This window comes from Faecalicatena contorta, from assembly GCF_022835095.1.
GTDB classification, from domain to species: domain Bacteria; phylum Bacillota; class Clostridia; order Lachnospirales; family Lachnospiraceae; genus Faecalicatena; species Faecalicatena contorta.
Window position 1 is genome coordinate 4,410,620 of the sequence record NZ_BQNQ01000001.1, and the last position, 12,065, is coordinate 4,422,684.

14 protein-coding genes are annotated in these 12,065 nt (G+C 47.7%); 2 read left to right on the plus strand and 12 right to left on the minus strand.

Annotated elements, in window-relative coordinates; all coding sequences use genetic code 11:
- Positions 1-49: 49 nt before the first annotated feature.
- Together MWG26_RS19755 and MWG26_RS19760 are read right to left on the minus strand one after the other, a co-directional pair.
- Entirely contained in the window at positions 50-289 is a 240-nt protein-coding gene (locus MWG26_RS19755; RefSeq protein WP_025655915.1) for a hypothetical protein, read from the minus strand.
- 76 nt (positions 290-365) lie between these two features.
- Positions 366-1,187 (minus strand): CvfB family protein, encoded by an 822-nt coding sequence (locus tag MWG26_RS19760; RefSeq protein WP_025655914.1) that lies wholly within the window; start codon positions 1,185-1,187, stop codon positions 366-368.
- A 202-nt stretch (positions 1,188-1,389) separates the two neighbouring features.
- Here MWG26_RS19760 and MWG26_RS19765 point away from each other — a divergent pair, with 202 nt between their 5' ends.
- Positions 1,390-1,866: a DUF1648 domain-containing protein gene (locus tag MWG26_RS19765; RefSeq protein WP_025655913.1), complete on the plus strand. Its 477-nt coding sequence runs from the start codon at positions 1,390-1,392 to the stop codon at positions 1,864-1,866.
- Here the strand turns inward: MWG26_RS19765 and MWG26_RS19770 are convergent.
- The 7 genes from MWG26_RS19770 to MWG26_RS19800 all read right to left on the minus strand — a co-directional run bounded on the left by MWG26_RS19770 (position 1,863) and on the right by MWG26_RS19800 (position 8,297).
- Positions 1,863-2,582 carry an acyl-[acyl-carrier-protein] thioesterase gene (locus tag MWG26_RS19770; RefSeq protein WP_025655912.1) on the minus strand — a complete coding sequence of 240 codons (720 nt, stop codon included), beginning with the start codon at positions 2,580-2,582 and terminating at the stop codon, positions 1,863-1,865. The two genes, MWG26_RS19765 and MWG26_RS19770, sit on opposite strands and share 4 nt — an antisense overlap.
- A gap of 46 nt (positions 2,583-2,628) precedes the next feature.
- On the minus strand, positions 2,629-3,813 hold the full coding sequence (locus MWG26_RS19775; protein ID WP_025655911.1) for a cation diffusion facilitator family transporter: 1,185 nt from the start codon (positions 3,811-3,813) through the stop codon (positions 2,629-2,631).
- Between the two features lie 78 nt (positions 3,814-3,891).
- Positions 3,892-4,536 (minus strand): stage II sporulation protein R, encoded by a 645-nt coding sequence (spoIIR, locus tag MWG26_RS19780; protein WP_025655910.1) that lies wholly within the window; start codon positions 4,534-4,536, stop codon positions 3,892-3,894.
- Positions 4,537-4,731: 195 nt separating this feature from the next.
- A complete protein-coding gene (locus MWG26_RS19785) occupies positions 4,732-5,403 on the minus strand; it encodes a GntR family transcriptional regulator (protein ID WP_025655909.1) in 672 nt (223 codons plus the stop codon).
- Positions 5,393-6,280 (minus strand): 4-(cytidine 5'-diphospho)-2-C-methyl-D-erythritol kinase, encoded by an 888-nt coding sequence (gene ispE / locus MWG26_RS19790; protein ID WP_025655908.1) that lies wholly within the window; start codon positions 6,278-6,280, stop codon positions 5,393-5,395. Before ispE ends, MWG26_RS19785 begins: the two co-directional genes overlap by 11 nt.
- 37 nt (positions 6,281-6,317) lie before the next feature.
- On the minus strand, positions 6,318-7,877 hold the full coding sequence (locus MWG26_RS19795) for a DUF3794 and LysM peptidoglycan-binding domain-containing protein (protein ID WP_025655907.1): 1,560 nt from the start codon (positions 7,875-7,877) through the stop codon (positions 6,318-6,320).
- A 12-nt stretch (positions 7,878-7,889) separates the two neighbouring features.
- Positions 7,890-8,297, minus strand: a complete 408-nt coding sequence (locus MWG26_RS19800) for a protease complex subunit PrcB family protein (protein ID WP_025655906.1) — start codon at positions 8,295-8,297, stop codon at positions 7,890-7,892.
- 454 nt (positions 8,298-8,751) lie between these two features.
- Here MWG26_RS19800 and MWG26_RS19805 point away from each other — a divergent pair, with 454 nt between their 5' ends.
- Complete coding sequence (locus MWG26_RS19805; protein WP_025655905.1) at positions 8,752-9,489, plus strand: lysophospholipid acyltransferase family protein; 738 nt, start codon at positions 8,752-8,754, stop codon at positions 9,487-9,489.
- Positions 9,490-9,579: 90 nt separating this feature from the next.
- On the opposite strand, the gene MWG26_RS19810 is transcribed toward MWG26_RS19805, so the two are convergent.
- From MWG26_RS19810 to MWG26_RS19820, 3 genes are all read right to left on the minus strand, one after another.
- On the minus strand, positions 9,580-10,233 hold the full coding sequence (locus tag MWG26_RS19810; protein ID WP_025655904.1) for an aspartate/glutamate racemase family protein: 654 nt from the start codon (positions 10,231-10,233) through the stop codon (positions 9,580-9,582).
- A 90-nt stretch (positions 10,234-10,323) separates the two neighbouring features.
- Entirely contained in the window at positions 10,324-11,274 is a 951-nt protein-coding gene (locus MWG26_RS19815) for an aminopeptidase (protein WP_025655903.1), read from the minus strand.
- A 27-nt stretch (positions 11,275-11,301) separates the two neighbouring features.
- Positions 11,302-11,982 carry an AroM family protein gene (locus MWG26_RS19820; RefSeq protein ID WP_025655902.1) on the minus strand — a complete coding sequence of 227 codons (681 nt, stop codon included), beginning with the start codon at positions 11,980-11,982 and terminating at the stop codon, positions 11,302-11,304.
- Positions 11,983-12,065: the final 83 nt, after the last annotated feature.

Sequence of the window (12,065 nt, forward strand, 5' to 3'; positions counted from 1 at the left end):
CTGTTCGCACCCCCAGGGTGTGAATAGTAACACTCCCCTTGCGGTTCTTCTATACTCCACCGTTGATCATAAAATTGATCAGTCTGTCTGTATCTTCTTTTTCGTATGCAATGATCTCCAATTCAGGAATCTCGCCGTTTGAGAAGATGTTCGCCATGGATACATACTGGGATAACTTAGACTTCAGATTCAGTCTGTCCCCCTCGCCTGTTACTAATTCTACTCTTCCCTGGCATGCATCTACTACCTTAAAAAATGCCTCTATGTCCGTAATATTCTGTACTTTCATCTTTACAATCTCTCCTTTCATTCAACTACGTCTTACTGTTTCATTATAACTTATTTCAAAGGGATTGCAAGATTTTTTAACGAATTCTGATGCATTTTTCCAGAATCTCAATCTTACCTGCCTTTAAAAGACGTCCCACTGCACGCTTGAACGCTGCCTTGCTCATATTGAATTCCCGCTTAATCGTCTCCGGGTCTGCTTTGTCCGTAAACGGCAGTTCTCCATCATAGCTTTGGATCACCTTAAGAATGTACTGAGCATCTTTATCCATCTGCTCCGGAATCTTATCTTTTACGCTCAGATCCAGTTTGCCGTCCGCCTTCACGGAGGTCACCCTGGCTTCCACCGTCTGGCCCACCGTCAGACCGCCGAATACGTCTTTTCTTGGAATCAGCGCGGAATACTGCTGGTCCACCGCTACAAAAATTCCGAACTCATCACTGGTATCGTAGATAATGCCGCTTACCTTGTCATCCTTCTTATACGGAGAATCCGTCCGCAGCATATGATAGACTTTCATAGTGGCACAAAGCCTGCTGCTCTTATCGATGTAAAGGGTTACGAGGCATTGGTCACCCTTTTTTACCTTTGCCGTCTGTTCCTTAAAAGGCAGGAATAAGTCTTTTTCCAGCCCCCAGTCGAGAAAAGCTCCCATCTTCCCCACATCTGCCACTTCCAGTATCGCCAGCTTTCCCAGGGTCACCTTAGGTTCATGGGTGGTCGCAATCATCCGGTCGTCAGAATCGCGGTACAAAAACACTTCAACAGGGTCTCCTATCTCAATGTCCCGGGGCACCTGCTTCTTCGGGAGCAGCACCCGCTCCTCATCGCTTCCGAGATACACTCCGAACTCTACTTTCTTTACAACCGTCAGAACCTGTTTTTCCCCTAACTTCATTTCCTGTTCTCCTTCTATCTATATCGGGACATGATTGGTCGGCCTGCCCCTGTTTCTAACACTGATACTATGTTAGTATACCTTGTCTTTCCTGATTTAGCAAACATTTTCCCGATGTTCTTGACTATTGGCTGCAGGCTATTATAATAAGACACAATGACCCGCACTCTTTATTGTATATCATCATGAAAGGATCGATCCCATGGATAAAAAAACAAATCTGCCTTCTACACGATACCATAGAGCGGTTAATCTGCTCTGCATTGCCGCAATGGCCGCTGTATTTCTCTATCTCATTATAAATTGGGATCACATCCCGGACCAGATTCCCGGACATTATAACGGTGCGGGTGAGATCGACCGCTGGGGAAATAAAAGCGAGCTGTGGTTCACTCCCATTCTTTCCGTCCTCATGTATCTCGGCATCTCTCTCTGTGAGCGCACGCCCGGCATCTGGAACACGGGCGTCGAGGTGACCAGAGAAAACAAGGTACGCATTTTCCGCATCATAAAAAATATGATTGTTACCATGAAACTTGTCATGGTGCTTACGTTTGTGTTCCTCTCCTTTTACTCTGCCCTAACAAAACCGCTTCCCGCCTGGTTCCTTCCCGCAGATATGATTTTGGTGTTCGGGCCCATGGCCTTTTTCCTGATACAGCTCTACCGGAAACGTTAAGACTGCGAGCTCTTTGACTTAAACTCGATCACCGCGTAAGGCTTCTCCTCCCTGTCACATAGCTCTACCACGGTCCGCTCGGCTTCAAAAGCGGCCTTTGGATAGATGGTGTCGCCATAGACTGCGGATTTTTTATAGTCCACCCTCAGCTGTCCGATCTTCATATCTTCCGGAAGGATTTCCAGCGCCATCTGAACATACTGGCAGTTATTGACATGCTCGTTGGTATCGATATGGTATTTGCGCACCGGAAAGGATGGCAGGTTTTTGCAGGATTCCGGCAGTTTTATCTTTCTGTCCTCATAGTGCATCTCCAGCGGCGGCTCCATACCGTAAGGCGCGATATCTTCCTCCCCCGGCCTTGCCGGCCGGCCCTTCTCTATATCCATGAATACCCATACGGAGTTGGCGCAGGCAGTCATATTTCCCTGTTCATCCTTCATGACAAAGTTACGGTTCCCGTATAGTCCCTTGAACCCGGTGGCAAATGTGCCTACCGTAATCTGCTCTCCCATTTTCGGAAAGCGGTCGATCACCACCTGCCAGTAGGAAAGGAGCCATGCCTTTTTTCTCTCTCTCAGGACCTCGAGGCCCACGCCGATGTCTTCCGACTGAAAGGTGCTGCAGTCCTGAAAATAGTTGATAAGCGCCGGAAGTGTCATGGTTCCCTGGTGGTCGATTTCGCTGTATCTTACTCTGCTGTCAAATGAGTACATTTATAATACCTTCTTTCTTATCCTGTCATTTCACTGTTCGTGTTTCTTAATCATTTTTGCTGGATTTAAAGCTATGTTCCATTGTGATCACGCACCGGTAACGGTGATCCGTCTCCCTCAGCCTTGCCGCCAGTTTTGCCTGCAGCTCCCGCCGCTTTTTTTCATGGTAAGAGATAGGCACTACCATATCGAAGATCAGATTGATCTGCTCTTTTCCCTCGACCACGCGGAAATCATGGATACTGCAACTGCTGTCCAGCCCTTTCAACGCCCCGTCCACCTGCATGCGTATTTTCATGACTTCTTCATTCTGCGTTTCGATCGGATCCATATGGACAACCAGGAAGATACCCAGTTCTTCTATGGCATCTCTCTCGATCCGGTCAATGATTTCGTGGGACTCTTCGATGCTGACATTGTTGGGGACTTCTGCATGGATCGATGCCATGCTCCGGTTTGGCCCGTAATTATGTACGATTAGGTCATGCGTCCCCTCAATGCCCTCATAGTTTTCTACAAATTTTCGAATCTTATCATACAGCTCCGGGTCTACCCCCTCGCCGATCAGCGGCTCCAGTGTGTCTTTGGCAATTCCTACGCCCGCCCACATGACCACGAGAGCTACGCCTACTCCAACAAAGCCGTCTATATTAATGCCGGTCACTTTGAAAAATACCAGAGAAAGGATCGTTGCTCCAGTTGTGATGACGTCTCCCATAGAGTCCGTAAATACGGCCATCATTACTTTTGAGTCAATTTTCCGTCCCAGTTTCCGGTTAAAAATGCCCAGCCACAGCTTGACGCCGATAGACAACAGCAGAATGATCACGGACAGGAGCTGAAAGTTAAGTTCCTCCGGCATTCTGATTTTAGCCAGAGAATCCTTCAGAAATGTGAATCCAACTTCCAATACCAGAAAGGCTACGACAAGAGCCGCTATGTACTCCACTCTGCCGTGGCCGAACGGGTGATCCTCATCAGCAGGTTTCCCTGCCATTTTTACTCCGACAAAGCTGATCACCGACGATCCTGCGTCGGAAAGGTTGTTGAACGCGTCCGCTGTTACGGAAACGCTGTGAAGAACGATTCCGACAACAAATTTTACAATGAACAGAAATACATTACAAAAGATGCCCACGATACTGGCTAATACGCCATAAGCTGTACGCACGGACACCTTTTCTACTTTTTCATAATCTTTTACAAAATGTTTTACTAAAAATTCAGTCATGTTCCCTCCGCCTGGATCTCCGGAGATTCCGCCTGCACATTCGGGCTCTGTGCCGTCCCTGTGACGCCGGCCGTTCTGTTATTTAAAACGCTCCAGGAAATACCATTTTATCTTAAAGTCTGATTGTGCCGTCACCTGGGAGTATTCGTCCTCTGTCAGCACGCTCTTCAATTCCTCTTTACCTTCTTCCGGCACAACTGCATTTGTGGCATCCGTAAAGCACAAATTCGGGTACAGTACGCACCACCAGTTATGTCCTTTTGCTGCGCCGATCTCAATTCTTAACGCTTCATAATTCCCCGCCGGAAACGTCACATCCCCGTATGTCTTATCCGGGAAATAACAGGTCGTCACCGCGGCGCTGACGGGATAGTCTTTGTTTTGCGCCAAGATCGTCTGTCTGGCAGTCTCTTCCAGTTCATCCGTATGCCTGCGCATCCATTCTTTTGTTTCGTCCACATTCATCCCTTCCGGCATTGCGGCTTTCAGGTAGGCCAGAACCTGTTCCTTGACATCCATTTTCAGGGCCTGGTCTTCCTCACTGTCGCTGTTTGCAAGAATGTGAAACCGCAGAACCTCCTGAGCCAGATGTTCCTGCGTCTTGGCCTGAGCGGTCAGCTGCACACGCCAGACGGCAAACCCCGTAATCAGAGTCGCGATGATGACCGCGAGCATTAAAATAATTCTGTTTGTCTGTCTTTCTATGTGAAATGTACGATCCATATGTAACTCCTTCCATGTTTCAGATGTGTCAGATCTGTTTGATAAAAGGAGTATTGACAGAAATCTCAGAATTATACAACAATGGAACTGTCGGGAAATGAAATCTATATACAAGATATTTTTGCAGGCTATGCGGCCAAACAGCAATATATAGTATATATAATTTGTTGTCCGACACCGCCACTGTTTTTATACTTATTTATGACGCAGTATATCGGTCACCGCCGCCACCTGGTTATCGATATGCTGGCTTGTGATTTTCGCAGCTTTATCTCTTTCCCCATTCTCTATGGCCCGGATAATGTCCTGATGCTCCGCCAGAAGCTTAGGGTGGCATTCTTTTTGCTTCAGGTACTCCACACGGTACCGATACATCTGTTCACGCAGGTTGTTCAGTAGCTGGATCAGCCTTGTATTATCTGTGGCAATATAGATCACGTCATGAAACGCTACGTCTGCCTCGGCAATCTGGGTGATATCATCGCTGTCCAGGACGGCTTCGAATTCCTTCGCAGACTTTTTCAGATTCCGGATTCCCTCTTTGTCTATCCGGTCGCAGGCCAGCTGTACCGCCAGCTCTTCCAGGGCCCCTCTTACTTCCAAGACATCTCGCAGGTTCTTCTCCGTGATTTCCGCAACTTCGGCACCCTTGCGCGGGATCATCAGTACAAGGCCTTCCAGCTCCAGCTTACGGATTGCCTCACGGATCGGTGTACGGCTTACGCCCAGCTTATTCGCAAGCTGGATCTCCATCAGACGCTCTCCCGGCTTTAGCTCGCCCCGCAGAATGGCTTGTCTCAGCGTGTTGAACACCACATCCCGCAAAGGCAGGTATTCGTTCATAGTCACTTCATATTTAGGCTCCATATTCTATCCTCCTCGCACCGTGTATGTTCGTCACATACACCTGCTTTGCCAGTGCTTTTTCTCTGATCTTATCCTGCGCTTTTCTGGCCTGCGCCTTGTTCTCAAACAGGCCGAATACGGTCGGGCCGCTGCCGCTCATCATCGCGTTGAGCGCTCCCGCCGCTTTCATTTCATTCTTGATATCTTCAATGACCGGATACATGGGGATCGTCACATCCTCCAGCACATTTCCCATGGCAGCTGCGATGTCCGGAAGGCTTCCTTGTTCTAAACCGGCTATCAGGGCTTCGATATCCGGATGTTTTAGGATCTCTTTTGCATCCAGCGCCTCGTACACGACCTTGGTGGATACACTAATCGCCGGCTTGGCAACAAGAACCGTGCATCTCGGCATGGCAGGCAGCACCGTGAGTTCTTCCCCGATCCCCTCTGCCAGTACGGTGCCGCGCATGATGCAGTAGGGCACATCCGCTCCCAGCTTCACGCCTCTTTCCATCAGGTCTTTTTGGGACAGGCCCAGGCCAAACATCCGGTTCATTCCAAAAAGCACGGCGGCGGCGTTGGAACTGCCGCCCGCCATACCTGCTGCCACCGGTATATGTTTATCCAGCGTAATAATAACACCTTCCTGAATTGCAAACTCCCTGATCATCATAGCCGCTGCTTTGTATGCAATATTATTCTCATCCGTGGGAAGAAAATACAGATTCGTCCTGACCTCGATCCCCTTCTTTTCCGTCCGCTCTATTTTCACATCGTCATACAGATATATTGACTGCATCACCATGCGTACATCGTGGTATCCATTCGCCCTTCTCCCCAGTACGTCCAGTCCCAGATTGATTTTGGCAAGCGCCTTTAATGCGATCTGTTTCATCCTGTGTCCTCCAAATTGTATCTTGTATACATTATACCTACAGTATACTCATATTTTCTTTAAAAATCAACAATTTGTCACCCGGTTTTATGGTATCTGATTCCAATTCATTGATTTCCTTGATACCGTCTATGGTGGTCATATAATTCTTTGCAAGCGTCCAGAGCTCATCTCCGTCTTTTACAATGTAGCCTACGATTCCCGGCCGTTTTTCCATCTCTTCCATCGAAACCGGGGACAGCTCCACATCCGTAATTACCTGCATGGGAACGGGCTTGCGCATAAATGTATCAAAGGCAAGCACAGCCTTCACCTCTACCGCCTCACTTCCTGCCAGATTGACGGAAAGCTGCTCTACATGATAGGAGATGTTATAGCGCACATCTTCCGTCATTCCCGGGCATTCCAACAGATAGGAGAAGGGCACCATTCCCTGCCAGCCCCCAAACGGCATTGCATCATCCGCTTTCAGATAAAGGAAGGAAATGTGCAGAATGCCTTCGATCTGGATTCCTTCCTCTACCAGCTCCATGTGTTCGATCTGCACGCTGCCGTCGCTGTGGCAGATCTGCAGCACGTCGTCTTTTAGCTCCGGAAGGGATAGACGCTCCGCTACTTTACATTTCGAATAATTCTGTACAAGGAGTTCTTCATAGACCGCCTCTCTCGTCTCAAATCCGCAGTTTTGCTCCAGGGAGTACATATCCTCCAGAAGTTCGATTTCTTCCTCCTGATAAATGTTCATCCTCAAATTCAGAGTCCCCTCTATCCCAAGAATGCGCATTTCCCCATCCTCATCCATGCGGACATCCATCAGGGTATCCTCCAGGCTGTTGTGGACATAATAGTACATGCCTTCCTCCACGCCGCCGCATTCGATCCTGCCTTCATACGGGACGCTCTGTTCCAGCCAGTCTGCCTTCCCATCCTCAGACAGATACATGCAGAACACCAGGAGTTCCCCTTTCAGCTGCATCTCATCCTGACCCAGGCGGATCTCCAGCTTCCTGCTGCTGACGTCCGTCAAAAGCAGCTGCCCGACGCTTTCCTTTGTTCCAGGAAGCGTAATTTCTTCCTTGATCCGGTAGGTGTCCTTTTTGGTGGTATGAAGCTCCAGGAGGTTTACATTTTTCATTTTTTTGTAAATCGGAACCGGGCTGTCGATATCCACTGTGGTTTCTTCGTCCTCCAGCTTTTCCCGGCCAATCTCCATCTCTACCATTGCACGGATACTCAGTTTTCTGGAATGTACCAGAGATACCGTGAATTCCACGCGGATATTCTGTATAAAATAGCTTTCCATTTCTCCGCCATCCGTATACACCATCTCTTCAAATGGAATCTTGCCTTCTAATACCGCGGGCTGCGGATCTCCAGTTGCAGTGACATATAGTATCTGAAAATACAATTTGCCCGAAATCCTTATGTAATTCTCAACCAGCTTAATATCCTCAATTTTAACCGTGCCGCTTCCCTGGATAATCTGCTGTACATCCTCCTTCGCATCGGGGACATTGTAATCCTCATCCAGATAAAACTGGTCAAAAGTCCGTTTTCCCTCCTGTGTGTAGTGCACCTGTTTCTTAATCAGTTCCATATACATCCTCCTCTAATCAAAAATCACATTTTTTTCAATATATTCCAGTTTGACTACCACATAGGGATAGGTAGTTACCTCTTCTGTTTTCTCTCCCTTTTCCGGCCCCAGCAGATTCGTATGTATATAAATGGCATTTTCTGTCTCATAAAGTCCCGTCACTTCTACGCTGTACCCGCTTTTGGGCTGCGGCCCGTATCCTTCCGCAATATACAGATACCCCTGGTCTGCGTATGTCAGCTTAAATGGCAGGTCCCTGTTTTCCAGAATCGCCGTCTTCAGTTCATTTGGCACTTTCTCCTTATCCATAACGGTAAAATCCAGGTCCCGCAGCTTTTCCGTCTTTTGTGGGCGCGATATGCATCCCGTAAGCATCAGCACAAGCAAAAATCCCGCCAGATACATCATTTTTCTCTTCATATCCAATCCCCGCGGTATATTCTCTCTATTATCATATTATTCAAGTGTCCTGAATATTCTCTTTCTGCTGGATTCTGTGCCAAATGCTTTTTTGGGGGAAGGTTGGCTTATGGGGAGGCATTTTTACGAGGGCGGTGTATTGATTCGTTTGGTGGGATTTGTCATCTGTATAGATTTATTGATAAACTGTATGTTATTTGACCGAAGTATGGATAGTAACAAACTAGTATTAGACAATTACTAGTTACTGTTCTCTGGGACTTATACCATACTGTACGGCTCATAAGCCGTGAATAATGTTCAAACTAATTTTTTACAGAATTATATTCTGTACATTACTTGTTTTTTGAAGCGGCTTTTTGTATAATTGGAGGGTATGGTATTCTGGATTCGGTACGTGTTAACACCGGTTTGAGAAATACATAGACAAGAACAGAAAAGAGGGTATTTCCTGATGTTTAGATTTATCTGTATTGTAATCTTCCTGGTTACATTTTTAATTCTTTCCATTCCGATCTTCTTCGTGGAATGGGTGATCGGCAAATTCAACCGCGAAAAAAGGGACTACAGCTCTCTTCGGCTCGTGCAGTGGGCATTTAAAGTTATCTTAAAAATGACGAGCGTCCGCGCCACCGTCATCGGGGAGGAGAATGTTCCCGACGAACCGGTGCTTTTCATCGGCAACCACCGCAGTTTTTTTGATATTCTGCTGACCTACTCCCGCTGTAAAAGGCTGACCGGATACGTTGCCAAGAAAGAGATGGAGCACATTCCGCTGCTTTCCACATGGATGCGCTATCTGTACTGCATCTTCCTGGACCGCGAAAATCCAAAAGAGGGGTTAAAGACCATTCTACAGGCTATCGACTACATAAAAAAGGGGATTTCCATCTGTATCTTTCCAGAGGGAACGCGCAACAATGGGGAAGAACTAAGTATGCTCCCGTTTAAAGACGGCGCCTTTAAGATCGCTACGAAAACAAACTGTGCTATTGTACCAGTATCCATGAATAATACATGTGCCATTTTCGAGAAACAATTTCCCAGGATTCGCAAAGTCCATGTCGTGATCGAATACGGAAAGCCAATCTATCCAGATCAGCTGGAAAAAGAAGATAAAAAACATATTGGGAATTACGTACAGAACATCATACAGGAAACAATTATTAAGAATGCAGAGATCGTGTCATAATCAATTGAATGAAATTAGAGGTGCTGTCGTCAACAGCACCTCATTATTTTCAGAGAGACTTCGGAGGGGTCTGACCCTTTTGCAAAGGGGTCAGACCCCTCTGCGAATTTTTTCGAAATAGGCAAACATTCCTTCTGCTATGACCGGGTCTATCACCGGCAGCCCCGTTGCTTCTTCCAGCTCTTTTGCCACGCCTATGGTGCCAAGGCCTGTGCACGCCAGCGCTATAACCTGGGCGCCCTGCTCTTTCAGCTCTATTCCTTTTTTGATGGTATTCTCCCGTCCTTCCGGCGTCATCAAATCCAGCGTGCTGTCGACTCCGTCCGGCTTACCAAGTATCATCTTTCCAGCCAGCATCCTCTCATAAGCCTTGGGTGCATAGTCGGTGATGCCCAGCACGCCTACTTTATCGCCATATTTTAACGCCAGGGCCACCGTAGTCTCGCCTCCGCCGGTAACCGGGATTCCTGGGATCGCCTCTCTGATTTCTTCAACGCCCGGATCGTCTGCACAGCTGACGATAAACATATCCACGTCTGTAAATGTTTTCGCTGTCTCTACAATTTTTGGAATGGCCAGTTCACATAATTCGTCGTTATGTATTCCCTCGTATTGATCCGGAATGCATTTTGTCTCTACATCAATACCAGGGAAATTTTCCATAATTACTTTGCCGTGTGCCTGCAGCACGTCCTGGTCTTCTGTCGTCAGGACGCGTATTAATCCTACCTTAAACCTTCCCATGCTTCTTCCTCCTCAAAAAGCGGGCGTGCATCAGACCGGTTCTTTCCGCCTTCAGCGCTCCCGCCAGACTTATCCTTCCCGCAGCTTTTCTTAAAGTGTGTTTGTAAATTTGCCCTCCTTTATCACCTGAACATCATCCAGATAAAGGGTGGGTTTCAATATGATTCCATCCATATGGCACTCTGCCTTATTCATTCCCCCGAATGAAGTGTTTGTTCCAAATGCAATATGAACCGTTCCGTATACCTTTTCGTCTTCCAGAATAATACCATTCAAAATGGCTGCCTCGTTGGTTCCGATCCCCAGTTCACAGAGAGTTCCGTTGGTTTCATTTTTGAGCAGTACCTCCAGGTTTTCACTTTTCTCCCCTGTAACAGACCGCAGTTTTCCGTCCGTGATTACCATATGAAGCGGGGCATCCAGCCTGCCAATGCCAACCATAGAACCGTCAATTATCATTTCTCCGTCAGAACCGTCCTCCAACGGTGCGATATACGCCTCACCTGATGGAAGATTCCCGCATTTTCCAGGCGCTTTATAGACACCGGGGCTTGGCACTCCATCACGGCCTTTCAATGAAATTGTCAAAACCTTTCCGTCTTTTTCTATGCGGGCCGTGTCAGCCCTGGTCAGCATTGCAGTGATCTTATCCGTCAGTTTTTCAACCTTCGTATAGTCTGCAGTCATCGCTCCCTTGCTGAACATCTCTTTCGTGATACCAGGCATCGTCGCGATTCTTGTGCCCGCTGCCGCCGCCTGAATCCGGGCGTTGGTGTGCGTCAGTGATTTCGCCGTCGGTGCTATCACGATATCGGCGCCTTTCATTGCTTCCGCTACTGCTTTGGGCGGCTCCTCCCCGCTTAGTTCCCTCTCCTTCATGACCAGCATCATGCCCTCGCAACCCAGATTCTTGGATGCCTCGTAAAGCGCTTCCCCGATTTCTCTCCGGCTGTCATCCGTCACAACTAAAACAGCCTCCCCGGCTTTTGCATCCAGACAAGATATCAGGACGCCCTCCGCTATTTTTACTAATTCACTCATTTCTTCTCTGTCTCCCTGTCTTCTGATTTATTCCGCAGCATCAGTCAGTTCAGATACCACACGCGCCAGGAGTGTCCTCGGCAGAACTACCATCTTTTTCGTCTTCCTGGCAAACATCTCTTTCATTTCCTGAGTATACCCGATACAGTCCAGAACTATGAGATCAGCATCCATATCTTTTACTTCATCGGCGGCCTTTTCCAAAGTCTCCCAATCGCCGTACGGTGAAGCCGCTACAGCTTTCACTTCTTTCACATAGTGTCTCCACTTCTCCTCCGTCTGCTCAATCTGAAGCGGAGACGGCGTCATACAGATAATACTGGATTTTTTGCTCATCAGAGGAACAAGCCTGTCCAGAACCTCGCAAGGATAAATTACAGGTATACTTTTTGTTGTAAGAGTCTCCGGGAAACTGCCGGTGCAAAACATCATAATCAGACGGCAGCCCTCTTCCTCCATCTTATTCATCGCCTCCTGAAGCCTCGGGAGAATATGGCGTTCTGCAAACGTCACAGAACTCCCGTCATTCAGCCGGGACACCAGTACATAGTCTCCCTCCCCGGGAGCAAACTCAGCAATGTCTTCCTTCGTAAGGCCATCCAGTCCGCCCGCCTGTATCAGCTCAGCTTTTCCGTCAAATATATCCATAATATCGACAGTCACATCCACCCTGGGGGCCTGTCCTATCGTAACCGCACCTATCTTCATCCAGTGCACCTCCTGCATTATATAATAACTTCGCATCTAAATTTTAAGAATATTCTGAAAATGGACTGCAAAGGGGTCAGACC

Bases quoted from the DNA above. Each gene is read 5' to 3' on its own strand.
- MWG26_RS19755 (WP_025655915.1), bottom strand. From the start codon at position 289: ATGAAAGTACAGAATATTACGGACATAGAGGCATTTTTTAAGGTAGTA.
- MWG26_RS19760 (WP_025655914.1), bottom strand. From the start codon at position 1,187: ATGAAGTTAGGGGAAAAACAGGTTCTGACGGTTGTAAAGAAAGTAGAG.
- MWG26_RS19765 (WP_025655913.1), top strand. From the start codon at position 1,390: ATGGATAAAAAAACAAATCTGCCTTCTACACGATACCATAGAGCGGTT.
- MWG26_RS19770 (WP_025655912.1), bottom strand. From the start codon at position 2,582: ATGTACTCATTTGACAGCAGAGTAAGATACAGCGAAATCGACCACCAG.
- MWG26_RS19775 (WP_025655911.1), bottom strand. From the start codon at position 3,813: ATGACTGAATTTTTAGTAAAACATTTTGTAAAAGATTATGAAAAAGTA.
- spoIIR (WP_025655910.1), bottom strand. From the start codon at position 4,536: ATGGATCGTACATTTCACATAGAAAGACAGACAAACAGAATTATTTTA.
- MWG26_RS19785 (WP_025655909.1), bottom strand. From the start codon at position 5,403: ATGGAGCCTAAATATGAAGTGACTATGAACGAATACCTGCCTTTGCGG.
- ispE (WP_025655908.1), bottom strand. From the start codon at position 6,280: ATGAAACAGATCGCATTAAAGGCGCTTGCCAAAATCAATCTGGGACTG.
- MWG26_RS19795 (WP_025655907.1), bottom strand. From the start codon at position 7,877: ATGGAACTGATTAAGAAACAGGTGCACTACACACAGGAGGGAAAACGG.
- MWG26_RS19800 (WP_025655906.1), bottom strand. From the start codon at position 8,297: ATGAAGAGAAAAATGATGTATCTGGCGGGATTTTTGCTTGTGCTGATG.
- MWG26_RS19805 (WP_025655905.1), top strand. From the start codon at position 8,752: ATGTTTAGATTTATCTGTATTGTAATCTTCCTGGTTACATTTTTAATT.
- MWG26_RS19810 (WP_025655904.1), bottom strand. From the start codon at position 10,233: ATGGGAAGGTTTAAGGTAGGATTAATACGCGTCCTGACGACAGAAGAC.
- MWG26_RS19815 (WP_025655903.1), bottom strand. From the start codon at position 11,274: ATGAGTGAATTAGTAAAAATAGCGGAGGGCGTCCTGATATCTTGTCTG.
- MWG26_RS19820 (WP_025655902.1), bottom strand. From the start codon at position 11,982: ATGAAGATAGGTGCGGTTACGATAGGACAGGCCCCCAGGGTGGATGTG.